Source organism: Hoyosella subflava DQS3-9A1, from assembly GCF_000214175.1.
Lineage (GTDB): Bacteria > Actinomycetota > Actinomycetes > Mycobacteriales > Mycobacteriaceae > Hoyosella > Hoyosella subflava.
Map to the genome: position 1 here is coordinate 4,248,110 of NC_015564.1, position 24,630 is coordinate 4,272,739.

21 protein-coding genes and 1 pseudogene are annotated in these 24,630 nt (G+C 62.4%); 15 read left to right on the plus strand and 7 right to left on the minus strand.

The window, feature by feature from the left end; genetic code table 11:
* Positions 1-53: 53 nt before the first annotated feature.
* The 4 genes from AS9A_RS19755 to AS9A_RS19770 all read right to left on the minus strand — a co-directional run bounded on the left by AS9A_RS19755 (position 54) and on the right by AS9A_RS19770 (position 5,271).
* Positions 54-1,886, minus strand: a complete 1,833-nt coding sequence (locus AS9A_RS19755) for a phosphoenolpyruvate carboxykinase (GTP) (protein WP_013808913.1) — start codon at positions 1,884-1,886, stop codon at positions 54-56.
* A 321-nt stretch (positions 1,887-2,207) separates the two neighbouring features.
* A complete protein-coding gene (locus AS9A_RS19760) occupies positions 2,208-2,516 on the minus strand; it encodes a DUF6802 family protein (RefSeq protein WP_013808915.1) in 309 nt (102 codons plus the stop codon).
* 113 nt (positions 2,517-2,629) lie between these two features.
* The gene (locus tag AS9A_RS19765; RefSeq protein WP_041451239.1) at positions 2,630-4,246 is read right to left on the minus strand and encodes a hypothetical protein; all 1,617 of its coding nucleotides are present in this window, start codon (positions 4,244-4,246) and stop codon (positions 2,630-2,632) included.
* Positions 4,243-5,271 (minus strand): hypothetical protein, encoded by a 1,029-nt coding sequence (locus AS9A_RS19770; RefSeq protein ID WP_013808917.1) that lies wholly within the window; start codon positions 5,269-5,271, stop codon positions 4,243-4,245. The genes AS9A_RS19765 and AS9A_RS19770 overlap by 4 nt, the downstream gene beginning before the upstream one ends.
* A gap of 113 nt (positions 5,272-5,384) precedes the next feature.
* Here AS9A_RS19770 and trmB point away from each other — a divergent pair, with 113 nt between their 5' ends.
* From trmB to AS9A_RS19825, 11 genes and pseudogenes are all read left to right on the plus strand, one after another.
* Positions 5,385-6,143, plus strand: a complete 759-nt coding sequence (gene trmB, locus AS9A_RS19775; protein ID WP_013808918.1) for a tRNA (guanosine(46)-N7)-methyltransferase TrmB — start codon at positions 5,385-5,387, stop codon at positions 6,141-6,143.
* Positions 6,140-6,838: an NYN domain-containing protein gene (locus AS9A_RS19780; RefSeq protein WP_013808919.1), complete on the plus strand. Its 699-nt coding sequence runs from the start codon at positions 6,140-6,142 to the stop codon at positions 6,836-6,838. Before trmB ends, AS9A_RS19780 begins: the two co-directional genes overlap by 4 nt.
* 82 nt (positions 6,839-6,920) lie before the next feature.
* Positions 6,921-9,066, plus strand: a pseudogene (locus AS9A_RS19785) (MMPL family transporter); the annotation flags it as partial.
* Between the two features lie 78 nt (positions 9,067-9,144).
* Positions 9,145-9,564 carry a fluoride efflux transporter FluC gene (locus AS9A_RS19790; protein ID WP_041451240.1) on the plus strand — a complete coding sequence of 140 codons (420 nt, stop codon included), beginning with the start codon at positions 9,145-9,147 and terminating at the stop codon, positions 9,562-9,564.
* Positions 9,565-9,588: 24 nt separating this feature from the next.
* Positions 9,589-9,933 (plus strand): DUF190 domain-containing protein, encoded by a 345-nt coding sequence (locus tag AS9A_RS19795; RefSeq protein WP_013808922.1) that lies wholly within the window; start codon positions 9,589-9,591, stop codon positions 9,931-9,933.
* Complete coding sequence (gene crcB, locus AS9A_RS19800) at positions 9,930-10,313, plus strand: fluoride efflux transporter CrcB (protein ID WP_013808923.1); 384 nt, start codon at positions 9,930-9,932, stop codon at positions 10,311-10,313. Before AS9A_RS19795 ends, crcB begins: the two co-directional genes overlap by 4 nt.
* A gap of 190 nt (positions 10,314-10,503) precedes the next feature.
* On the plus strand, positions 10,504-12,015 hold the full coding sequence (locus AS9A_RS19805; RefSeq protein ID WP_013808924.1) for an adenylate/guanylate cyclase domain-containing protein: 1,512 nt from the start codon (positions 10,504-10,506) through the stop codon (positions 12,013-12,015).
* Positions 12,016-12,066: 51 nt separating this feature from the next.
* Positions 12,067-13,299, plus strand: a complete 1,233-nt coding sequence (locus tag AS9A_RS19810) for a lysylphosphatidylglycerol synthase transmembrane domain-containing protein (protein WP_013808925.1) — start codon at positions 12,067-12,069, stop codon at positions 13,297-13,299.
* Positions 13,300-13,320: 21 nt separating this feature from the next.
* Positions 13,321-14,853 (plus strand): adenylate/guanylate cyclase domain-containing protein, encoded by a 1,533-nt coding sequence (locus tag AS9A_RS19815; RefSeq protein ID WP_083826614.1) that lies wholly within the window; start codon positions 13,321-13,323, stop codon positions 14,851-14,853.
* Positions 14,850-16,388: an adenylate/guanylate cyclase domain-containing protein gene (locus tag AS9A_RS19820; protein ID WP_013808927.1), complete on the plus strand. Its 1,539-nt coding sequence runs from the start codon at positions 14,850-14,852 to the stop codon at positions 16,386-16,388. The genes AS9A_RS19815 and AS9A_RS19820 overlap by 4 nt, the downstream gene beginning before the upstream one ends.
* 46 nt (positions 16,389-16,434) lie before the next feature.
* Complete coding sequence (locus AS9A_RS19825) at positions 16,435-16,854, plus strand: DUF3054 domain-containing protein (protein WP_041452273.1); 420 nt, start codon at positions 16,435-16,437, stop codon at positions 16,852-16,854.
* Here AS9A_RS19825 and AS9A_RS19830 read toward each other — a convergent pair.
* Positions 16,835-18,757, minus strand: coding sequence for a penicillin-binding transpeptidase domain-containing protein (locus tag AS9A_RS19830; RefSeq protein ID WP_049793800.1), 1,923 nt, complete (start codon positions 18,755-18,757; stop codon positions 16,835-16,837). The two genes, AS9A_RS19825 and AS9A_RS19830, sit on opposite strands and share 20 nt — an antisense overlap.
* Positions 18,758-18,861: 104 nt before the next feature.
* Here AS9A_RS19830 and AS9A_RS19835 point away from each other — a divergent pair, with 104 nt between their 5' ends.
* Positions 18,862-19,899 (plus strand): hypothetical protein, encoded by a 1,038-nt coding sequence (locus tag AS9A_RS19835; protein ID WP_013808930.1) that lies wholly within the window; start codon positions 18,862-18,864, stop codon positions 19,897-19,899.
* Positions 19,900-19,903: 4 nt separating this feature from the next.
* Here AS9A_RS19835 and AS9A_RS19840 read toward each other — a convergent pair whose 3' ends face one another.
* A complete protein-coding gene (locus AS9A_RS19840; protein ID WP_041451243.1) occupies positions 19,904-20,758 on the minus strand; it encodes an alpha/beta hydrolase in 855 nt (284 codons plus the stop codon).
* A gap of 167 nt (positions 20,759-20,925) precedes the next feature.
* Between AS9A_RS19840 and AS9A_RS19845 the strand changes: the two genes are divergently transcribed.
* A complete protein-coding gene (locus AS9A_RS19845) occupies positions 20,926-21,693 on the plus strand; it encodes a pirin family protein (protein WP_013808932.1) in 768 nt (255 codons plus the stop codon).
* A 5-nt stretch (positions 21,694-21,698) separates the two neighbouring features.
* On the opposite strand, the gene AS9A_RS19850 is transcribed toward AS9A_RS19845, so the two are convergent.
* Positions 21,699-22,349 carry a class I SAM-dependent methyltransferase gene (locus AS9A_RS19850; protein WP_013808933.1) on the minus strand — a complete coding sequence of 217 codons (651 nt, stop codon included), beginning with the start codon at positions 22,347-22,349 and terminating at the stop codon, positions 21,699-21,701.
* Between the two features lie 180 nt (positions 22,350-22,529).
* On the opposite strand from AS9A_RS19850, the gene AS9A_RS19855 reads away from it, so the two are divergent.
* Positions 22,530-23,117, plus strand: a complete 588-nt coding sequence (locus AS9A_RS19855; protein WP_013808934.1) for an IS607 family transposase — start codon at positions 22,530-22,532, stop codon at positions 23,115-23,117.
* Positions 23,117-24,544, plus strand: a complete 1,428-nt coding sequence (gene tnpB, locus AS9A_RS19860) for an IS607 family element RNA-guided endonuclease TnpB (RefSeq protein ID WP_013808935.1) — start codon at positions 23,117-23,119, stop codon at positions 24,542-24,544. The genes AS9A_RS19855 and tnpB overlap by 1 nt, the downstream gene beginning before the upstream one ends.
* Positions 24,545-24,630: the final 86 nt, after the last annotated feature.

Consider the following 24,630-nt stretch of genomic DNA (forward strand, 5'->3'; position numbering starts at 1 on the left):
GTCTGTCCCGCTTCTTATGAGGTTGTGCTCGGCGGCCGAGGTGCCCTGAGCGCTCAGCTGTCTAGACGGTTCTTCAGCGCCTCGAACTCGTCGCGGATGCCGCTCGGCAACTTGTCGCCGACGAACTCCAGCCACTCCTCGATCAGCGGAATCTCGGCCTGCCAGTCCTTGCTGTTGACCGCGAGCGCTTCATCAACGTCATTGGGGTCAACATCGAGCCCGTCGAGGTCGAGATCACTGGCTGACGGGACGTAGCCAATCGGGGTCGATTGCGCGTCGGCCGTCCCCTCAATCCGCTCGACGATCCATTTCAGGACCCGGCTGTTCTCGCCGAAACCTGGCCACAAGAACCGCTTGTCGTCACCGCGTCGGAACCAGTTCACGTAGAAGATCTTCGGCAGCTTCGCCTCGTCGGCGTTCTTTCCCACGTCGATCCAGTGCTGCAGGTAGTCGCCCACGTTGTAGCCGAGGAATGGAATCATCGCCATCGGGTCGCGGCGAACGGAACCAACCTTGCCTTCTGCCGCAGCGGTCTGCTCGCTCGACATCGTGGCGCCCATGAAGGTGCCATGCTGCCAATTGAAGGCCTGGTTCACCAGCGGCACCGTCGACTTGCGGCGGCCACCGAAGAGGATTGCAGAGATCGGAACACCCTGTGGGTCATCCCACTCTGGCGCGAGAGTCGGGCACTGCGACATCGGCGTGCAATACCGGGAGTTCGGGTGTGCCGCTTTCCTGCCCGAATCCGGTGTCCATGGCTGGCCAAGCCAGTCCGTGAGGTGATCGGGCTGGTTTTCCAGGGCTTCCCACCACACATCGCCGTCGTCAGTCAGCGCGACATTGGTGAAGACGGTGTTGCCTGCCTCGATGGTCCTCATCGCGGTAGGGTTCGAGCTCCAGTTCGTGCCCGGTGCTACCCCGAAGAATCCGAACTCAGGATTGACGGCGTACAGGCGGCCATCCTCACCGAACCGCATCCACGCGATGTCATCACCGAGAGTCTCAGCGCGCCAGCCTGGAACTGTGGGATGGATCATCGCGAGGTTTGTCTTGCCGCACGCGCTCGGGAATGCCGCCGCGATGTAGTAGACCTTGTCTTCCGGAGAGATCAGCTTCAGGATGAGCATGTGCTCGGCCAGCCAGCCCTCGTCGTGGGCCATCGCCGAGGCGATACGCAGCGAGTAGCACTTCTTACCCAGGAGCGCATTGCCGCCATAACCTGAGCCGAAGCTCCAGATCTCACGGGTCTCCGGGAAATGCGTGATGTACTTCGTGTCGTTGCACGGCCACGGCACATCGTTCTGACCAGGCTCGAGCGGGGCACCTACCGAGTGGAGGGCTTTGACGAAGGGCATGTCGGTGCCCATCTTGTCGAGGGCTGCCTGCCCCATGCGGGTCATGACGCGCATGGACACCACAACGTACTCCGAGTCGGTGATCTCGACGCCAAGCTTTGGCTGTTCAGCACCAAGCGGACCCATGCAGAACGGCACCACATACATGGTGCGCCCACGCATGCAGCCGCGATAGAGCTCGTTCATGAGCGAGCGCATCTTGTCAGGCGCCATCCAGTTGTTGGTGGGGCCTGCGTCTTCTTCACGCTCACTGCATATGAACGTCCGAGACTCCACACGAGCAACGTCGGAGGGGTCCGACTGCGCAAGGAACGAGTGCGGTTTCTTCTCCTCGTTCAGGCGAATGAACGTGCCAGCCTCAACAAGCTGGTTCGACAGGCGCTCGAACTCAGCGTCGGATCCGTCGGCAAACACGACACGGTCTGGCTGGGTGAGTTCAGCGACTTCCTGCACCCAAGCGAGAAGTTCTGCATGCTTCGTGGGGACCGTGTCGTCCGTTCCGTTCAGCCCTGGAATGGTCGCTGCTGTCATCAGCCTCTCCTGGTATGGGAACCGGCCGCGTGCTCGCCTTCTCGGGCGAACAGAAAGCGAACCTGACCGGATCCACTCAATTGGTGCTCACGCTGTGCTCGTTCCCAAACCCTAACCGAATTCGGGGCAACGAAAACACAAGCACCAGGTGTCCTGAATAAGAGATTAGCGCTAACGCGTGGGGTCATGCGGCGCCGGCCTTGTTGGATACCGCACAGGACCGATTCAGAACGTGCCCGGGTAGGGGCCGCCCGACGGTACCTGCGCACCGCAGCCCCACCCGGAGTCCGGATGATCGACGCGGACCGCTGTATCACACTCCTAGGCTAGCAGCCCGCCGTCGTCGAGCCGCCACTGCGCACTACCGCTAGCTGCGGATTCTGATACCTGCCACACTTCGTAGGTGCCATCTGGCCCGATTCGGGTCACTGTGTCTGCAAACCCGTCACCGGTGCGGTCTGTCGCGAGGAATACAGTATCGCTTTCCACCATGCGGCCACTATCGAAAACGCCGTCACCGGTCATGTCGATCGTGGGATTCAGCAGCTCCGACCTGCAAAGCTCCAGGGAAGTTCCGTCTACGAGCGCACCCAGGCACTCCGCGCCGCCCAGTTCATCCGGTGTCCACATCACTACACTCCTGCCCTGATCACCGCTTGTTGCGCGGCACACCTACCGAGGTATGACGCGTTCCGTGCCGCACCGGTTCCAGTGGCGGCGGAATCAGCCGGAGTCAGGCGGAATCAGTCAGCCGCAGGGCGCGCGTCTTCAAGAAAGCGCAAACCACGATCCATCGCCTCAGAAATATGACTCGCCTCAGTAGCGAGTGTGGCGAGTTCACGATCCCTGTGATTCGTGAGCTCCCGCAGCTCCACTTCGATCTGACGGACGTCGCTGTCCGTCGCCGCTACTTTCTCATCGAAGCGCCCCCCAATCGCGGCGGCAAGCTGCTGTTCCGCATTGACGATGCGCGTGCCTACCGAGCGCTCCATCTTTCCTCGCGCGTCGAGAAGCTGCTCGGTAGTCCATTCGCGGAGGCGCGTTCGCGCTGCGATCTGCCTCCTTATCCGCATCATCCACACAGCGACTGCACCGCCAAGTAGCAGAGTCAGCGGGATCGTCAAGATTTCGAGAACAGGGACGAGAGACAGCGGCGACACCACAAGCCTGCCGAGCCCCACTCCGACGGAGGCACCGATCAGCACCATGACGTAGTCTTCCGCACCTCTGCGCGGCGCTGCGGGCAGCGCAGCGCCGGAACTGGCAACCCTGGAACTGGCGGCGTCCGATGTATCGGACTCCTCCGCAGCGGGCTCCGCTGCGGGCTGCGAGATAGACCGGGCCGACCAGAGCGCATCGATACGGTCGCCGACCCGCTGATCATTCTCGGAAAGACCGGCCCTGACCAGCGAACGGACACGCGCAGGGTAGCTCTCAATCGCGCTTCCTCCGAGCGCGTCGATTTCCGCTCGCGTCGCGGCCGAGGTGGCGCGCGCCCACTCGGCGACATCGTGTCCGAGTTCAACGCGAGCGAGTTGCACATCCGACCGGAGGCTCCCAAGTTCCTCACTCCGGCCAGCGCCCCGGTTTCGGAGTAGTTCGGCGCGCACCCGGTGCAGGCGGTTGATCTCAGGATTGTTCTGCACTTCACGGCTGAGCCGCTGCCGGTGCGCGCGAGCTTCCTGCAGGGCGCCCGTCACCGACCAGAGCAGGTTCCGTGCGACGTAGTCGGCGCCAGGGGCGGGGAGCTCCGCTCGGATCGCCTCGTACAAGGCTTCGATTCCCGCCGACTCGGCCAGGGCACGCGCTGCATCTGGGTCCGTGTCGCGGCGATCGTTGGAAGCCTGGACGAGCGGGGTCGCGATGGGGTGGATCTCCACCGCCGTAAAGCGCGGTGTGTGAATAGCCAGCAACTGAGCGTCGCGGTCGCGCACTTGCCGCCAGTTCTGATGCATGTCGGTCTTCGTGATCGCGAAAACCACTCTGTCGACGTTCGCGTTGAGTCGGCGCAGTTCAGCCAACTCCGTGCTGCCCATCGATCCAGCGGCATCAAAAACCATGACGACGACTGGGAGCTGAACCCCATCGCCGTCTTCTTCTGTCCATTCACGAAAGGACATTGGCCCCCGTGGGGCTACCGCATTGAGCGCGTCGACGAGCGCACTCTTTCCGGCATTCTCACGTCCGGTGATAACGACGTCTATCACGTCCTGGCCGCGGGGCGTTCGGACCTTACTCCGTCCCGACAAGCGGGCCGCAGCCGCAGGCTCGTGCCGCTCTAGGGTGCGCAGCATGTCATCACACAGGATCCGTGCGGCATGCCGACTCTGGACCGCGCGCGCAGTGTCATGCGGGCTCACGCTGCATCTCCATCGGTCATGATGTTCTCCGCTACCGCCAAGAGATGCCGGTAGCGTGCCAGCGCCGCGTGCGCCTGATGTGATGTCCGGGCGCTTGCCGCCTCCCGGCGCGCAACAGCCGCCCACTCGAGAACGCTGCTACGGGTTATCGCACCAGCGGCCACTCGTTCCGCGGCCCAGGGCACGCCAAGCAGTGCAGAACGGCGCAACATCCGGATTCCGGCGGCAGCCCGACCGCGTCCAGCTGCTAATTCCTGCACGATGCGTCGTTCTAGCGAAATTCGGGCACCACCAGCTCGCGCGGCAGCCGCGTCCCAAAGCGAATCGCGCACCCAGGTATCGATCACGGCGATACCGCTAGTTTCGCGCATCAGCTCCCCCATCTCGTCGAGCGTCATCTCGGGGCTGTCCCGCAGTGCACTCACCGCCAGACCGATTCCTGGCAGATCCAGCAGCCCTAGCAGCCGTTCACGCTGGCTGCGCTCGATCGAAACCGCCCGCTCCGTGAAAAGTCCAGCGGAGTACCACCAGACCTCACCCAGCCGCGCGCGGCCCTGATCAGCTCGCGAGCTAGCCATGCGGCGCAGCGACTCCATGTCGGACATGGTGAGCGACCGCGACGCCCGCGCTAGCAATGCACTCACGGGAACCACCCCTATTGTGAGAGCAAGCCCGGCCAAATCGGCGTGAGGACGCGCCGCCGCAGCGGAAACTGCCTGCGGACTTCCTGGGGTCCACTCAAGTAGGTCCGCGCGAGCGAGCACACCCAGCAACCTGGGTTTTGCTCGGCCGTCACGTCCTCCTTCGCGGAGACCGGAAACCGCGCGGCGGTCTTCCTCGCGCGGATACGCTGTGGATACGTAGACGATCGCATCCGCCTGCACAGGCGCGCAGGGCGTCCCAATGCCGATCGTGACTTCCCGGATCTCAACCCCGGTGAGCGTCTCGCCGAGGTAATTCGCCAGGGTGGAGACCCCAGATCCAGCGCAGCCCGCTATGACCACGCGATACGTGTCTTCGCCCACGTGAGAAACTCCCCTCCCCGCCTCGCCCCGCCGGAATTGTCGCACTTCAACGCTGTTCTGCGCACATCGCGAGCGGCGTCGGGCCACCTCAACTATGACGACGAGGAAGAATCGTGGACCATAGACAGGTGCTGAGCGACCCTGAACGTGACACCGGACCCGACGATGCCGACGAAGTTAACGGCGGACGGGAGGCCTCCCGGCTGTTTCCCCGTGTGACGAGCTACCGCACTCGCACGGGTGTGCTCAAGCCGTCCCGCCAGGACGCATGGGACCGTATGTGGGACACATTCGGCCGGAATGCCGGTGACGAACCGATCGATGTCGACGCCTGGTTCGGCCGCGAGGCGCCCACCGTCGTGGAGATCGGTTGCGGGATGGGCACCGCGACAGCCGAGATGGCGCTGGCCGAACCTGACGTCAACCTCATCGCGATCGACGTTTACAAACCTGGGCTGGCGAAGCTGCTTCAGTTAATCGAGGAGAACGGGATCACCAACATTCGCGTGGTGCGGGGTGACGCGGTGGAGATCTTTGAGAAGATGATCGCGCCCACTTCACTGACGGGTGTGCGTGTCTACTTTCCCGATCCCTGGCCCAAGAAACGCCACCATAAGCGGCGTCTCCTCAAACCTGAGATGTTTCATCTCATCGCTACACGTTTAGCACCTCAGGGGATTCTGCATGTTGCAACCGATCATGCCGAGTACGCTGAGTTCATCGAAGAATCCGGGAATTCGGAACCGATGCTGGGCCCGGTCACGTGGCCGTGGCCCATCAGCCGCAATCGTCCCGAAACTAAGTTTGAGGGCCGGGCCGCGCGCGTCGGTAGCGCGATTACTGACCTCGCATGGGGGAGAATCACGGGATGAGCGTCAGCCAGGAAATACCTGAGACAACGGATCGGGACGCATTCGATGTCCCCAGCATCAGCGGCCGACGGTCGCGGGTGCTCCTCGTGTGGGATGCCCCGAATCTCGATATGGGTCTCGGCGCTATTCTTGGCGGCCGCCCAACTGCTGCCTACCGCCCCCGCTTCGATGCGCTGGGCCGGTGGTTGTTACAGCGCACGGCGGAGATCGAGCAGACGCGAGGACTTGCGCCTGGCAGCCTCGAGCCTGAAGCCACCGTCTTCACCAACATCGCGCCCGGCAGTGCCGACGTTGTTCGCCCGTGGGTCGAGGCACTGCGGAACGTCGGTTTCGCTGTTTTCGCCAAGCCCAAGATCGACGAAGACAGTGATGTCGACTCCGACATGCTCAGCCACATCGAGCACCGTCACACCGGGGATGGCCTCGCTGGGGTAATGGTTGCCTCCGCGGATGGCCAGGCGTTCCGTGAACCACTCGAGGAACTCGCGGCGGCCCAGGTGCCGGTCCAGGTGATCGGGTTCAGGGAGCACGCCAGCTGGGCAGTCTCGTCAACGACCCTCGATTTCGTCGACCTTGAAGAGATCCCTGGCGTCTTCCGGGAGCCACTGCCGCGAGTCAGCCTCGACTCGCTGCCTGAGGAAGGCGCATGGCTGCAGCCGTTCCGTCCGCTTGCGGCGTTGCTCACCCTGCGCTGACACGGTCCCAACTTTCTGCCACTGTTGATTGCGGTGCGCGCACCGCCGGTCTAGTCGTGCGCTGATACGTGAGGAGAACAGATTGTTCGCGACGTTGGGACGCTTCGTCTATCGAGCGCGTTTCACCGTGCTTGCTCTCTTGGTCGCTATCCTGGCCGCCGCGGGTGCTTTCGGTCTCGGACTCGGTGACCGTCTCAGCCAGAGCGGGTGGGACGACCCGGGCAGCGAATCGGTTGCCGCTGAACGCATCGTCAAAGATGCGTTCGGACGGGATAATGCCGGGGACGTCGTCGTACTCTTTACCGCGCCTGACGGGTTCACGGTCGACGACCCCGAATTCGCGTCGGAAGCGCGTCAGCTTCTCACGCAGATCCGCGACGACAACCCCAGCGAAGTCGACTTCGTGCGCAGCTACTGGGATTCAGATGCCCTGCACATGCTGGCAACGCCTGATCGCCAGCATGCGATCGCAAGCATAGGACTGCTCGGCGAGAACGATACCGAGGTGCTCGCCAACTTCCAGACCATCAAGTCGCAGTTCGACGCGAACGACAGTAGCTTGCAGCTCGCGGGGCTACAGCCGGTTGCGAACGCGCTCAGTCAGGGGATGGAAGACGACATCAAGCGAATGGAACTGATCGCGCTTCCAGCGGTGGCGGTCCTTCTGTTCTTCATTTTCCGCGGTGTCGTGGCCGCCGCCCTCCCGGTGATCATCGGCGTTCTTACGGTAGGCGGCGCGTGGGGGGTCACTCGGCTGCTCACGGGCGTCGTCGAAGTGAACGTATTCGCGCAGTCGGTGATCTCCCTCATCGGCCTCGGGCTGGCGATAGATTATGGCCTTTTCGTCGTCAGCAGATTCCGGGAGGAACTCGCCGAGGGCTACGATGTGCCCGACGCGGTGCGAAGAACTGTCGCGACCGCGGGACGCACCGTTGTATTCTCAGCAACGATCATCGCGATCAGCCTTGGTGGTCTGCTGGTGTTCCCGCAAGGCTTCCTGAAGTCGGTGGCATACGGCGCGATCGCCGCCGTATCGATCGCGGCGCTTCTCGCGGTGACGGTCCTCCCCGCACTCCTGAGCATTCTTGGCCGCAAGGTCGACGCGCTGGGCTTCGCGAAACTTCGGCCGACCAAGCCCGCCGCCGAGATGCAGCACACCTTCTGGGGGCGTATCGCGGGCTGGTCGATCAAGCGGCCACTCCGGGTTGCCGTCCCTGTCACCATCGGTCTGCTGCTTCTGGTGATCCCATTCGGCAACATTCAGTTCGGCGGCATGTCCGAGAACTACCTGCCCCCGGATAACGAGACGCGCATCGCGCAGCAGCAATTCGATGAGCTGTTTCCCACGTTCCGCACGAAGCCAATCAAGGTCGTGATCACCGGGGACATCTCCGCAACTGGTGACGTACTCCGCCAGGCGAATGAGGTTCCTGGCTTCACCGGAGCATTTGAGCTCGAGAGCCGGGCTCAGAATGTCGTCGTGCTTTCCGCGGGCCTGGTTGACGAGGCGACGGCGGGGGACGCGATCGGCGGTCTGAGAGCGATCGACGTGCCAGACGGTACTGAGGTGCTGGTAGGCGGCGGTCCCGCTATCGAGCGTGACAGTATCGATGCGATGGTCACGATGATGCCGCTGATGGCTGTCGTGGTTGTCCTGATCACGACACTGCTGATGTTCCTTGCCTTCGGCTCGCTCACACTGCCCATCAAGGCCGTCGTCATGACCGCTCTCAGCCTTGGTTCCACGCTCGGCATCCTGACGTGGATTTTTATCGACGGCCACGGAGCGTCACTGCTGAACTTCACACCTGGACCGCTCATGGCTGCAGTAGTCGTCCTGATCGTGGCGATCATCTACGGCTTGTCGACTGACTACGAGATCTTCCTCGTCTCACGCATGGTCGAGGCGCGCGCCAAGGGTGCGAGCACAAGCGAGGCCATCAGAATGGGCACCGCGCAAACAGGTCACATCATCACTGCCGCAGCGCTCATCCTGATTGTGGTAACTGGAGCGTTCGGCTTTTCTGAGATCGCAATGATGAAGTACATCGCGTTCGGCATGATCGCAGCGCTCATCATCGACGCCACGGTCATCCGGATGCTTCTCGTGCCGTCCGTCATGCGCCTGCTGGGTGAGGACTGCTGGTGGGCGCCAGAATGGATGAAACGGATACAGCGCAAGATCGGCCTGCAAGAACACGAACTCGAGGACGAACTGCGGCCGGGCAGCACCGGCGCGCCACGCTTGACGTCGGAAACTTTGGCGGCCGGTGGTTCCCGCGAAGAGCTGGCGCAACGGCCGTAACATGCCCCGACACCCCCGTCGTGCATCCATGTTTCGTGGGCAGTGGGATGTCCTCGGGATCGTGGCACTCGGCGGTGCGCTCGGAGCTTTCGCGCGGTACGCGCTCACGCTGGCCTGGCCCGCAGCGCCCGGCGCAATCCCCTGGCACACATTTATCGCGAATGCGACAGGATCCGCATTGATCGGCGTCACCATTGTGCTTGTCAGTGAAGTGAGGACAGCGCACCGGCTGATGCGGCCTTTCCTGGGCACCGGCGTGTTAGGTGGTTTCACCACGTTTTCGATCTATACCGCCGAGATAGTGGAACTCGTGGAGCACGGCCGCCGCATCGCCGCCGCGGGATACTTATCACTGACACTCGTAGCAGCTCTGGCTGGAGTGTGGGCGGCCATGCGCATCACGCGAGCACTGGCGTCATAAGGCTCACGACCGAGGGGATAGCAAATGACAAGTAACCCCGCTTCCGCACTTCGGGTCATGGTGCTCCTCGCGGAGGATGACACCTGGCATCACAAGCCGCTCTACTCCGAGGTAGTCCACCGGGCTCGCGCTGCGGGTCTTGCCGGTGCGAGCGTTTTCCGCGGGATTGAAGGGTTCGGCGCGTCGGCCCTCGTTCATACGTCGCGGATACTTTCGCTCAGTGAAGATCTGCCGATCGTCGTTGTGATCGTCGACAGCGAAAGCAAGGTCCGTGCCTTTCTTCCTGCGCTCGATGAGATTCTCAGCGACGCCGTCGTCCTTGTTGATCCCGTTGAGTTCATCCGGTACCAGACGGAGCCTCACCAGTGACGTGGCTGCTCATAGCCGCGGGCGCTGCCGTCGGAGCGCCCCTGCGCTATCTCACTGATCGCTGGATTGCCACACGTCACGATTCGGTCTTTCCGTGGGGCACCTTCGCCGTCAACGTGGCTGGCAGCGCACTTCTTGGCGTCCTTGTCGGCGCTATCACCGCAGGCTTGCTGCCGTATGAACTACAGCTTCTCTTAATCACTGGTTTCTGCGGTGCTCTCACCACCTATTCAACATTCTCGTACGAGACGATTCGCCTCGCGGAAGATGGAGCTGCCGCAGTGGCGATTGCGAACGTCGTGGCCACCATCGTCGTCGGCCTGCTCGCATTTGCTGGGGGTGCTGCCCTAGCGGGAGTGGTCTGGCAGGTCAGCGCATGAGCACGCTTGCGGCTTGGTGCTCGGCACCGGTCGAGCAAGGAAGCGCGGTCAATATCCGCTTTTGGAGTCCCGCGGATTGTTCAAGGTGTGAAATCCCGAGCGTCGTGCCAGTACCGTATTAGCGGTGAGACTCATTCCGGGTTCGCTCTCGCGCACACTCAGCACGCGGTGGGTGTTCTACGTAGTCTCAATGCTGGCCGCTAACGGCGTCGGCGCGCTGTTCGTCCTGACCTTCATCCGGTATGGCTTGCCGGTGTCGCCAGGGCCAGGGCTGATCGTGCGTGATCCGGTCAGCGAATTGGTCTTTGCGATTTACCTCGGTTTCGCCAGCGTCGCGATAATCGGTTCAGCAATCGTGATGCTGCGCTTCGCTATCCGCTGGTATGTGCGCGGAGGTCCACCAACACGGCGAGAACAGATAATGGCGGTGCGCGGGCCGCTTATTCAGTCATTCGTGTATCTCGCTTTGTGGCTGATTGGTGGCACGCTCTTCGTGATTCTCATCGGACGTGAGATGCCGGAACTCATGTCCACCACGGCGTTGACCGCAGCCCTCTCAGGGGTCGTTACCTTCGGTTTCACTTATCTACTCGGCGAGCGGATCATGCGGCCCGTCGCTGCGCGCGCGCTGTCTGACGGTAACGTCGACCCACGTATCGCACCCAGTGTGCGGCTCCGGATGGCGGTCGGTCTCGTCTCGGGAACGCTTGTACCGGCTATCGGCATCACTCTTCTGAGCTTCACACAGCTGTCGACCCACGCTTACGCTCCCCGTTCGTTCGCATGGTCGGTCCTGCTTGTCGCCATCGCGATGATCCTGGCTGCTCTCGTGACAACTGTTCTTCTTGCAGGCCAGGTATCGACACCCCTGCGGCAGTTGACCCGCGCCGTAACGGAAGCTCAGCGCGGAGACGACGCGCAAGTGGAGGTCTATGACGGCAGCGAGGTCGGCCTTCTGCAGGTCGGGTTCAACCAGATGATGGCTGACTCTGCGGAACGGCGCGTGCTACGGCAACTATTCGGTCAGCACGTTGGTGAAGACGTCGCCCGGCAGGCATTACAGTTTGGTACCGAACTCGGTGGTGAAACACGCTTTGTGGCAGTGCTGTTCGTCGACATGGTCGGGTCCACCGCGGTCGTTTCGACAAAGCGTCCCGCCGATGTCGTCGCAATGTTGAATCAGTTCTTCAATATTGTTATCGGAGTGGTGAAACGTCACGGCGGCTTCGTCAACAAGTTCGTCGGCGATGAGGCCCTCGCGATTTTCGGCGCTCCCCTGTACCGGGCCGACGCCCCCACCGCTGCGCTCTCGGCTGCCCGCGAACTTCGCGCGGAACTCGAAGCCATGCCAGAGATTTCCGTGGGTATCGGCGTTTCATCCGGGACAGTTGTCGCGGGCAACATCGGATCCGAGGAGAGATTCGAATACACAGTCATCGGCGACCCAGTCAATGAAGCAGCGCGTCTTACCGAGCTTGCGAAGTCACGGCCCGGCAGTATCCTCGCGTCGAGTTACACGGTCTACTTCGCGGGAGAGGAAGAGCAGGAACACTGGGAGCTTGGAGAACTGGTGGCGCTGAGGGGCCGGACCAAGCTGACGCAACTAGCATGGCCACGGCACCCGCAACACGACGGGGATTCATCCGGCCACGATGAGCATCAGGAGTCGAACGAATCCGGCATCGATGCGGAGATGCGATAACAAACGACCTACGCTGCACCACGAGATCGGCCCAATGGTTACTCTGGCGACGTGACACCGTCCGCGCCGAAGCAGCCCCGGGCAATGCCTGGTGACCAAAATTCTGCTGCTAACGGCGCAGAACGGAGCGATTCGGGCGAGACTAAAGGGACGAAGAAGCAGAAGCGGCTGCGCTGGCTGAAGATCGTCGGCGGGGTTATCGTCATTGGCCTGTTGATCTTTCAGGGGGTCATTCTCTGGCCCACATTCGCTGACTCCTTCCGCGCTCTCCGTGAGCTCCACATCGGGTGGTTCATCGCCTCGCTCTCGGCGATGGCGCTGTCGATGACAGGCTTCGGCTGGGTCCAGAAAACCCTGCTGCACTCTGGCGGCGTCGAGGTTACCCAGCGAAGATCTGTTGCGGTCGTCTACGCCGCGACCTCAATGACGCTGACGCTGCCAGCTGGCCCGGTTTTCTCGGCGGCGTTCACGTATCGGCAAACGAGGCGCTGGGGTGCGAATCACGTAGTCGCCTCATGGCAGTTGGCCATGGCGGGGGTTACCGCCACCACGACGCTCGCCGTGGTCGCAGCGATCGGCGCGCTCGTCGTCGGAACGACGGTGAGCCCCGTGATGCTCATCGGGTCTTTCGCGGGGCTCATCGCGCTCGCTGTCGCCGGTCGCTATGTGTCAAAGAACCCCGAAACGCTGGAAAAGTTCGGCCGCTGGGTACTTCGATTTGTCAACCGGATCCGGCGCCGCCCGCTGCAGGAGGGGCTCCATCGCGTCGATACCGTCCTTCAGCAGATCGAAGCGGTTCAGATGAATCGCTGGGATGCATTGAAGACCTTCTGGTGGTCCGCCGTGCACCGGAGCTCGGATGTGGCGTGCCTCGGTCTTGCTGCCTATGCGGTCGGCGCGGAGCCGCGCATCTCGGGAATCCTAATCGCTTTCGCTGCGAGCAAAGCTGTCGCGTCGTTCCCATTAGCGCCGGGCGGCTTGGGCACCGTCGACGCGACGCTGATGCTTACTCTCACCATCTCGGCGGGCCTGCCTGCTTCACAAGCGCTTGCGACGGTATTCGTTTACCGACTTGTCAGCCTTGTCCTGGTTAATATCGTAGGCTGGATCGTATTCTTCTTCTTGTTCCGCGCAAGACAGGCGGATGACGCTGAACTCGACCGTGAATTCGCTGAGGGCGACATTTTCCATGCAGAAGACACGCAGGATGATCGCGAGCAGCACGATCAGCCACCGCCAGGCGACGACCAGCAATCTCCACCGGGCCCGGATGCCCGTCAGTAGATCCAGAAGAGCGACGCCACGATGAATCCATGGGATGTGCTTCGGCAATTAGCGCACCCTATCGTGCTGACCTACATTCTCAGCATCCTGATGATCAACCTGATCGCTGCGATGACGGCCCTGATTCTCATCGGTGCCGTTATTCCCATACCCGTACTCGAGGATCCCGAGGGTGTGTGGGAACGCAATGTCGGCTGGTTCCTGATCGCGGTCCCGGTTTCCGCCGCGTGCTTCGCGGGCCTCCATTTGCGATATTCATGGCCGAACCTCGAATGGCTAGCGCGCGGCGGCACACCCCGCTCGTACGAGGCACACGTCGCGCTCGGACAGACGAAGCGGCAGGTCCTCATCGAAGCGGGCGCCTGGATCGTGGCGACCTTCGGTTTCGTAATCGTCAACCTCGCCGCGCAGTCAACCGAACTCCTGGTACTTATCGTCATCACCACCGCGATGGTGGGAGCGGTATCTGTCACCCTCGGCTACATCATCGGCGAGCGCATGTTACGGCCGCTCACCGCCGTGGCCATGTCTGTGCGCTTCCCCGCACAGCAGATCGCACCTGGTGTGGGTATTCGTGTTCTGCTGATTTGGGGGCTGACAACCGCGGTACCGGCCTTGGGCGTGGTTCTCATCTCTCTCTCCCAGATCACGGATCATGCAGGACCTGCGGCGACCGAAATGGACACCGCCGTCCTCGTCCTCTCCGTTCTGGCCATGCTCATCGGGTTCGTCGGCATTGTTATCGTCGCTCGTTCCATCTCAGACCCGCTGCAGCAGGTTAGCGACGCCATGCGCGGAGTCGAGGGTGGCGACCTTAGCGCGCGTGTCTCTGTCTACGATGGCTCCGAAATCGGCCAGCTACAGGCAGGCTTCAACAGCATGGTGAAGGGGCTCGCCGAGCGGGAACGCCTATCTGACCTGTTCAGCAAACATGTTGGGGAGGAGGTAGCGCGCGCTGCCATTGAACAGGGGAACGTCCGCGGCGGAGCATTGCGGAAGGTGTCGGTCCTGTTCATCGACCTTACCGGCTCGACCACCCTCGCGGCGGAACAGCCACCCGAGGTCGTTGTTGCGGCTCTCAACGAGTTTTTCGAACTCGTGGTTGACGCAGTGTCCGCGCACCAGGGGTTCGTCAGCAAATTCGAGGGCGACGCCGCGATAGCCGTCTTCGGGGCACCTTTGGATGTTCCCGAGGCGATCAGCCACGCGCTGAGCTGTGCGCGGCACATGCGGGAGACCCTCCGCGGACGAATTGCGCTCGATTTTGGCATCGGCGTCGCTTCCGGAAGCGCACTCGCCGGAAACATCGGCGCCGCCGAACGTTTCGAGTACACCGTGCTCGGAACGCCGGTCATTAAAGCGACGGAACTCAGCGACTACGCGAAGACCCGCCCCAGCAGGGTCCTCACGACTGCGGAAGCGGTGAGCGCCGCGCTTCCTGAGGAAGCCCAGCACTGGCAAATTGTCTCGGTCGGTGAGCGAAGGCTGGCTGAACCAGCGCTTTCCGCCCCCTTGAACTTTTCGAGGCAGGTTTCAGGAGGTGAACAGTCATGACGCGCCCGATTCGCCTGCCCGAACTGCCCGAGTCGGTAGTCCCGATTTTCAATCAGCTCACCAAGCCGTTCACGCTGGCTTATTGCGCGTCGCTGATTTTCACGAACGGCCTCGGGGTTCTCCTGAGTTTCGCTCTACTCCGCTACGTTCTGCCGCATCCAGCGAATGCCGTGATCACTCCTGATATTCGCAGCTCGAACACTGTGCTGATTTCCACGCTACTGCCACTTGCCCTTGCAGTCGGCGTCGCGGTGTCTGCCTGGGCGGGACGGCCAATCTTCCGGTGGATGGAACAGGGCGGAATGCCTAATCCGCGTCAGCACGCTCTCATCGTGAGCGCTCCGGCGCGTGAGACAGCTCTGATCGCCTCACTGTGGATCGCCGTCACCGTGGCGTTTGCCATCAGCGTCACGCGTATCAACAGCCCCCAGCTGACACTGATGGTGATCCTGACTTTTCTGTCGGTGGGGCTCACATGCTGCGCGATCAGCTACTTCATCGCCGAACGAATTCTGCGGCGACTGATCTCGGATGCGATGCATGGTGTCAGCATCGACGCCCGGTCGGCTACCTCGGTCACGATGCGACTTCTGACCATGTGGATTGTCACGGCAGCACTGCCACTCTTCTGGATTGTGCTGGTCGTGAGCTTCCGGTTCTTGTCGTCGATCTTTCCTGACACCGACCAGACAGCGACCGCGGTCGCGATACTCGGCATTCTCACCATAGTGGTCGGGTTCCTGGGTATGGCGGTGGTGGCGCGGTCGATCTCGGATCCGGTTAAGCAGGTCAGCGCGGCGATGGAGGCTGTAAAAAGCGGCCGATACGACATCTCGGTGCCAATCTACGATGGGTCGGAGATCGGTCGCCTCCAGTATGGATTCAACCAGATGGTTCATGGCCTCGCGGAACGCGAGAAGCTATCGGACATGTTTGGGCGTCGTGTCGGTACTGATGTTGTCCGGGAGGTTCTGGACCGCGGCGGGTCGCTTGGCGGCGAGTCGCGGGAGGTGGCTGTGATGTTTGTGGACCTCGTGGGTTCGAGCAAACGCATCGACGCGCTGCCACCCTACCGAGTGGTCGCGATGCTGAATGAGTTCTTTGAGGTCATCGTTGATACCGTGCATGCCCACGGCGGAATGGTGAACAAGTTCACAGGCGACGCCGCGCTCGCCGTTTTTGGTGCGCCCGTCGCCCTCCCCAACGTTGCGAGTGCCGCGCTGGCTACCGCGCGAGAGCTGCGGCCCCGCATACACGCCACCACGACGCTCAACTTCGGAATAGGCGTATCAGCTGGACGTGTGGTCGCCGGCAACGTGGGGGCGCGTAACCGACTCGAATACACGGTGATCGGAGATCCAGTCAACGAGGCCGCACGCCTCAAAGAGCTGGCGAAGACATGGCCTGGGCGGGTTCTAGCGTCATTCGAGGTGTTGCAGAAGGCCGACGCGTATGAATCATCGCGCTGGCTTCCCACAACGTCGGTCACACTGCGCGGCCGACTCACTCCGACCAGGCTTGCCGTACCGCGGTAGTTTCGCTCGACTGGGCAGCAGCAGCTGCTGGGATTACGCTGTGGTCGTGCAAAGCAAAAGCCCTGCCCGCGTAGTTACCCTCGCCGTCATCGTTGATGTCATCGCTGTCGTCGCGTTTGCGACCGCCGGACGTCTCCATCATGAAGAGGCAGCGAACATGGCCGGCGTCGTGAGTACCTCGCTGCCTTTCCTCGTGGGACTTGCGGCTGGCTGGATCACTGTTCTGAAAGCGCTAGAAAATGCGCACCCACTCGCGGTCTTCCCGACGGGCATCGCTCTGTGGGCTTGGACGATGGTCGGCGGGGTCATCATTCGCCTGCTATCGGGTGAGGGCGCCGCACTCGCGTTCGTACTCACCGCCGCGTTGGTGACGGGAGCATTGCTCATCGGCTGGCGCGGAATCGCGCAGCTGGTGCTCTACTTTCGGCGCAGAGCAAGCGCATCAGCTAGTTCTGAAGCGGTCTGAGAAAACGGCCAGCTGAGTCGACAGCCGCGTGTGCGGTTCCTGCCTCGCCGACGAATACCGCGAAAGCGAGGTCACCGTCGATTCCAATAAACCAGCCGTGCATTTCGTCGCTCTTGTCGCCTTCGGCGGTTCCCACGGCGCCGATGAGCCCCGGCAAGTCCCCCAATTCAGCCGCACTCCCCTCGGTGACCACCTCACGCATCATGCGTTTCAGCGCGTTGGTCAGCGCGAGATCAAGCGGCAGGAGTTCTTCCACGCCCTCCGCGCCCTCCGCGGCCTCAGTCGTCGCTGACGGACTTGAGACATCGCGTGCTGCTCCGTTGGTGGGCGCGACAAGCACTGGTTCGGGGACGGAGCCGCGAGCAATTGAGGCCGCGACGAGCGCCATTCCGAATGGACTCGTCAGGACATCGCCCTGTCCGATCGACGCTTCAACGCGTTCCGTCCCCGATTCTGAGAATGGGACGCTGCCCGTGAGCGTAGTGAGACCCGGCGTTTCGAGGTCGAGACCGATTCCAAGACGCAGCGCCATATCATGCAGCGCTTCGTTGGATAATCCGAGCGCAATCTGCGCCAGCGTTGTATTGCACGACCGTGCAAATGCGCTTGAGAAGGGCACCTCACCAGGTGTTTCTTCGCCAGGGTTGGCGACCCGACGTTCCTCGTAGATTCCTTCCTCTGGGCAAAGGACAGTCTCGTCGGGCATTATGAGCCCCTCGGTCATCGCCGCCAGCGCGGTGATGGCGGTGAAGGCTGCGCCGGGAGGGAACAACCCGGTGAGCGCAATCGGGCCGAACTCGTTCGCGGCCTCGTTCTGTGCCACCGCGAGGACCGCTCCCGAACTCGGTTTAAGCGCGACGATGACAGCCGGTTCCGCCACATCAACGATTGCGTCCTGCGCTGCCATCTGGACTTCGAGGTCGAGTTCGGTCTTGACATCGCTCAGTGGGATCCCCGGTTCTGACGCGAGGACTGTCGCGGATCCGCCGACATCAACCAGTTCAACAGTCCAGCCTGCAGACTCCTCCTGTCGCTCCTCCCACGAGTCCCGAAGAACACCAAAAACGGGAGAGCTAAGCGCGCGAGTCGCAGTCAGCAATCGAGCCTGATCCGACACTGTCACGCCGGGGATAGCGGCAAGTTGACCCTGAATACCGGCATAGTCGTCAGCGCGCAACGCGGTAACAGCGACGGGATTGCCCCGCCCGCTCGAGAGCGTGTCGAGAATCTTCGCCCGGGTGAGTCTCGCATCGAACGGCCGCAGCAAAGGCTCGAGCGCATCGGCCGCAGCGCCGGGGCTGGTGACGTGCGCGGGGTCCACGGTGATCATCTTCACTGTCTGCTGTGCCATCACTGTCTGGCCAGCCCTGTCACGGATCTCGGGCGGGTCGGGCGGTTGCGGCCGGAAGCGAACTTGTTCGCCCTCCTGCAGCCCTGGCACAAGAATGTCCGGGCGCCACGCTATTTGCCAGTTCTGCCCCTCACGCACAGCGGTGCCGTTGGTGGAGAACACCCATTCGCGGGGCCCGTACGCGCTCCCACCGAGATTCCAGACGGCTCCGAGGGTGAAGTCCGCGCCGTTGCGCCCCGCCGAACCTCCGACGGTGAGGGCCTGCACCACGAACTCCGCCCCGTCCCGGTTAAGCGCGGTGAAAACCCGGTCGATGTCGTCCCGCGCCCGCTCGGGACTGTCCGTGTAACCCGCGGCGAGCGCGGCGTCGCCCTCGGAAAGCGCATCGGTGAAAGCCCGCAGCGTATCCAGCGCATCTGGCCGCGCCGGGGGCGCCTCACACCCGATCAGCGCCGTCGCGCCGAGCACGGCGGCAAGCAGCAACGCGACCGCCGACGAGCGGTTACGCGCGACTGAGACGCGGCGCGGCGGACGGGCTGACGGAGGGCACACAGCCCCGATTGTGCCCGCAGATTGGCAGCCTCCGCAGCGAGGGCCCTGATTCTCAGCGGAATCCCAGCAAGACGTACGGCCGTGACGCTTCTATCCTGACAAGCGTGAACCCCGCAGAATCAGGACCAACCGGATCCAGCGAACAGGCTAAGCTCCTCGACGCGCTCACGAAATATGTGATGACTGAACTATCAGACGACAGTTTCGTCGCTCTCGTGGAGCGCGAGGTTGACTATGGACTGGAGTCGGCGCGGCGACTCACCCTCGGTGATGTCGTCACGCAGGAGCAGGTCGTGGCGGTGGCGTTAAAGTACGCGAGCGACTGGCGCATCGCTGGGGCGATCCCCGAACTCGCGGGTGAAATCGCGCATCGTGTCCATATCCGGACGCTCAGGCAAGTGGGCGAGGAGCTCAGTGACGTGGTGCCAGAGGACAGCGTCGCGGAACTCTCCGAGAAGATCGCCACGATGCCTGCTTTCCACCGCGTGGTCGACCGGGTTTATCACAGCCCAGTCAGCGCCCAGCTGGCAGCATGGTTTGTCTACCACGTGGCTGTCGACTCGCTGCGCCGGAACAGAGCTCTCGCGGACACTATCCCCGGCGTCGGGACGCTGCTTCGTCTGACCGGGTCACTCAGCAGCCGACTCGCGCCTTCGCTGCCTCACATCGTCGACGTGCGTTTTCGGGAAGTGACGGAGCGGATCACTCACTACCTCGTCGCGCACAGTCATAGCCTCAGCGATGAGGAGACACCTGAATCTATCGTTGCGGCGGCGATGGAACTCTGGGACGAGCACGCTCACAGTTCACTGAGTTCGCTGGGCTCTGCCATCACCTCGGAAGATATCGAAGACTTCCTAATTCTCGCGTTCGAATTCTGGCGCGATTTCCGCAAGACGTCCTACTTCAAAGCGATCGTGAGCGAAGGTATCGGATTCTTCTTCGAAAAGTACTCCGACCAAACTCTCGCGGACATCCTCGAGGAAGTCGGGGTCAGCCGCCAGGACATGATCGAGGAAGCGCTCCGGTTCGCTCCCCCGATCATCAGCCTCATATCGGAAAACGGCATGCTTGAGAGGTTCGTCCGGCGTCAGTTCGAACCGTTTGTGAATTCCGACGAGGTGCGCGAACTGTTCACGTAGTTTTTCAGCTCGGCGTTTGCGCCCGTGAAAGCCGCGGTTCCAGCCACTCGATGACATCATCGAGCACCTGCTTCTTTTCAGGCTCGTTGAACAATTCGTGGTAAAGGCCGCTGTACACGTGCAGGGTGCAGTCGGTTTCCGAAATCAAGTCCGGCACCGATCGGCTGCCTGCCACAGCCGTCAGCTTGTCCTCGCTGCCGTGCAATACCAGCAGCGGCACGCGGAGTCGACTGAGGCGCAGTGGCAGTGCTTCCATCGTGAGGACGAGGTGGCGAGCAAGTCCCGCGGGCACAAAGCTGTGGTGAACAAGAGGATCGTTCTTGTACTGCTCGACGACAACGGGATCGCGGGAAACATCGTCCGCTGAGATCTTCTCGACAGGCACGAACGGAAGGTAGCGTCCGAGAGTCTTGCCGAGGGTGACGATGAGCTTTGGCGTACCGGTCGCGAGCTGGATCGCCGGTGCGGACAGAATGACGGCGGAAAGGCCCTCTGGATGGTCCAGCGCATAAGTCAGCGCGATGGTGCCGCCCATGCTGTGCCCCAGTAGCACTGCAGGCACACCGGTGTGGTGCCGCCGAGCAATCGCGAACATCGTGTGGAGGTCGGCGGTGTAGTCCCGCCACGTCCTCAGCCCCAGGCGGCGGCCACCCGAGCGCCCATGCCCGCGGTGATCAGGCGCATACACGACCAGGCCGAGTCGGTTAAACTCTTCAGCTACATGCGCGTAGCGCTCGGCGTGCTCGCCGAGCCCGTGCGAAATGACAACAATGCCGACCGGTTCCCGATCCGGCTTCCACACGCTGTAGTTAATCCGAGTGCCGTATACGCCGCGAAAGAACGATTCCGAGTGCTCCACGCCGCCGATTCTAAGCCCTCCCGCGCTATATACCGCTCACGACGACGACTCCGCACGTTGCCCCCGTCACAGCACACGATTATTCGCGAGCGTGAACCGGACATTGCCAGTAACATGCAGTTAACTTTGACTCCGGCGGTATCAGCAGGGGCAGGAGGTGACGGTTCGTGCACATCTTGAATCCCCCACGGGCGGAGGTCGTCCCGTCGAGCGCCAGACCCCGCACGCACGTCTCATGGCTCGAATCCCGCCACTCCTTCTCATTCGGTCCGCACTACAACCCCGAGAACACGCATCACGGCGTACTGCTGGTCAACAACGAAGAACTCGTGACCGCCGGTTCCGGTTTCGACACCCACCCGCACCAGAACATGGAAATCTTGACCTGGGTACTCGAGGGCTCGCTCTTGCACCAAGACTCCATGGGCCACGCCGGAGTCCTCTACCCCGGCCTCGCGCAGCGCATGAGCAGCGGCACTGGAATCACGCACTCCGAACGCAACGACTCGTGGCGTCTCGCCGGCCCCCGGCACGACAACCCCGTCCACTTCATTCAGATGTGGGTCCTCCCTGACGAGACCGGCGATCCGCCCGATTACGACCAAACCGAAATCGACACCGACCTCGCAGGCGGGAGCCTGGTCCCGGTGGCGTCCGGCATGCCAAAATATCGCCACGGCTCCGCACTGCGGATACGCAACCGAAACGCCGCACTACACATCTCCAGGCTGCAGCCGGGATACCCGGTCGTTGTGCCTGACGCGCCGTACGTCCACGTGCACGTCGCGAGGGGCAGCGCCAATATGGAAAGTATCGGCGATCTGGGCCCCGGCGATTCAGTGCGGCTGACCGGCACCGGAGGTCATCGGATCAGCACCACCAGCGACGCTGAAGTGTTGATTTGGGAAATGCACACCAGCCTCACCGGCCGCTAACCAGCCTAATCGACTGTGCCCGCGCGGACTTGAATGTGCCCGCCCCGGAAACTTGCCGCTTCCACATCAACGCATCGTTCCTCCACGAGCGTCCAAGGCCGCGCTGTGATGTCCGCGCCACCGAGGTAGCACGCGAGGCGAGCGATCGGGGCAAAGACCCTCGCGAGCCCATTGGGAAGCTGCATATCAGCAACAGCGATCCGGGCACCGGACCGTGATGCGGCTACCGCGACTTCGAATCCCGCACGCGGTTCGCGCATCAGTGACAGCGCGTAGGTGGCGATCACGGCGTCAAAGGCTGTGCCATCGATAGCGTGAGTGAGCTCATCTGACCTCACTTCCGTTGCATCAGCCTCCAGCAGCGAGACATTGCGGAGCTCCTGCCGCGAGGCTTTGCGCTGCGCCTCTTCCAGCATCTCGGGGCTCCTGTCGAGCCCGACGTAAACGCCATGTGGACCAATCTTTCGGATGACTAGGGGGAGATTCAGTCCGGTTCCGCAGCCGATATCAAGAACCTTCATCCCTGGCTGGAGCCGAAGCATCTCGACCGCAGCTATCCTGCCTGCCCGATAGACTGGCCACTCCGCCGAGATTGCGTCGTAGACCCGTGCCGACATCGTGTATTTCGTCTGGCCCAAGAATTTGTCTGGCGCCATCGTTCTCCTCGAGTCGGGAAGCACTCACAGCACCTACCGGGTTCCGGTCTGTGCCCGAACGTTAGCCGAGTCCACGCTCCCGGGGGTTGCTAACTGTTGCGGGTTGAGTGGTCGTTAGTGGTCTCAATCGCGCTTGAGCTATCGAAACACTTGTCAGTGGTGTCCGGTAGAACCGAAGGTATGAACCTCGCGACGTGGGCACAGCGCAACGGTGTCGCGCGTGTGACCGCGTATCGCTGGTTCCGTTCCGGCCTGCTGCCGGTCCCTGCACGCAAGGTTGGGCGGCTAATCCTGGTCGATGATCCCGCCGCCGAGATGCAATCGAGTGGTTGTACGGCGGTGTATGCGCGGGTGTCGTCAGCGGATCAGAAAGCCGATTTGCATCGCCAGGTCGCGCGGGTAACCGCGTGGGCGACCGATCGGCGCATACCGGTCGACAAGGTCGTGACCGAGGTCGGGTCGGCGTTGAACGGTCACCGCCGCAAGTTCCTCGCCCTGCTGCGGGACCCGTCGATCGCGCGGATCGTTGTTGAGCATCGGGACCGGTTCTGCCGATTCGGGTCCGAGTACGTCCAAGCCGCGCTCGCGGCTCACGGTCGCGAGCTTGTGGTGATCGATTCGTCCGAGGTTGACGACGATTTGGTGCGGGACATGACCGAGATCCTCACCAGCATGTGCGCCCGGTTGTACAGCAAACGGGCCGCGGCGAACAAGGCCAATCGCGCGATCACCGCCACCACGGACGGCCCGGATCGGCGGGTGGCGTGATGGCCGGAAAGTTCACCGTTCCTGACGGCTGGGTGTTGCAGGCGTACCAGTACGCGCTCGACCCCACCCAAGCGCAGACGGCTGTGTTGGAGTCGCACGCGGGCGGCGCAAGGTTCGCGTACAACACAATGCTGCGCGCGGTGAAAGCCAACCTCGCCCAGCGCGACGCGGAACGCTCGTACGGGATCGCCGACGCTGATCTCACCCCGACACTGTCCTGGTCGTTCCAGGCGCTGCGTAGCGACTTCAACAAGCGAAAGCACACGGTTGCAGTACGGGACGACGGAACACCGTGGTGGGGTGAGAACTCGAAAGAGGCGTACGCCAACGCCGTCAAGAACCTCTCACTCGCGTTGAAGAACTGGTCCGACTCGCGCAAAGGCGTGCGTAAGGGCCCTCGTATGGGTTTCCCGTCGTTTAAGTCCAAGCGATCGACCAGGGCGTTCGCGTTCACCACAGGCGCGATCCGCATCGAATCGGACCGACACCACGTAACGCTGCCCAGGGTCGGCACTCTGCGGGTGCATGAGTCCACTCGCAAACTGGCCCGCCGCCTGGAAGCGGGTTCTGCGCGGGTGTTGAAGGCAACGGTGCGGTTCGAGCGAGGCCACTGGCTGGTGAGTTTCACCTGCGTGGTTGAGCGGGCAGCGAAGCGACCCGCCCACATCAAACGCGTCGCCTCCGTAGTCGGTGTTGATCTCGGCGCCAAAGACCTGCTGGTGGCAGCCACACCCGACGGCCGGGAGATCCTGCGGGTCCGCGCACCTAAAGAACTCAAGTCCACGTCCCGGAAGCTGAGGGCGTTGCAGCGCAAAGCCGCGCGCCAGCACGGTTCGTGGGACGCGGTAGTCGAGACCAGGAGGGAACCGTCGAACGCGTGGCTGCGGACCCAACAGACCATCAGCGCACAGCACACGCGGGTGTCGAACCTGCGCCGCGACCGCCTCCACAAACTCACCACACAGCTCACGCAGAGCTTCGAGGTGATCGGCACCGAGACCCTCGCAGTGAAGAACATGATGGCCAAGGGCGGTTCCCGCAAACGCGGGCTGAACCGTTCGATCGCTGACGCCGGCTTGGGCGAGTTCTCCCGCCAGCTCGACTACAAAACCGCCTGGTACAGCTCGCAACGCGTGCAAGCCGACAGGTGGTATCCCAGCTCAAAGACGTGTTCTGGCTGCGGTGCGGTGAAAGCCAAGCTGCCCCTGTCAGTACGCCTCTATGTCTGCGAGCACGAGAACTGCGGGTTGGTGATCGACCGCGATCTCAACGCCGCGGTCAACCTCGCGCGCATGGCGCGAGCGGAGCAGAGTGCCTGCTTCGACAATGGTGGAGCCGACCGTAAGACGACCGCTTCGGCGGCGCTGGTGGCTGTGAAACCTGAATCCAGTGATGGAAGCGCCTCACCGCAAGGCGAGGCTGCATAACGCGTGATCACTAAAGATCACTCACATGCAACGGAAGATTCCTTATAGCGCATGCACAAACCGCTCACCCGCTTGACACTAGGAGA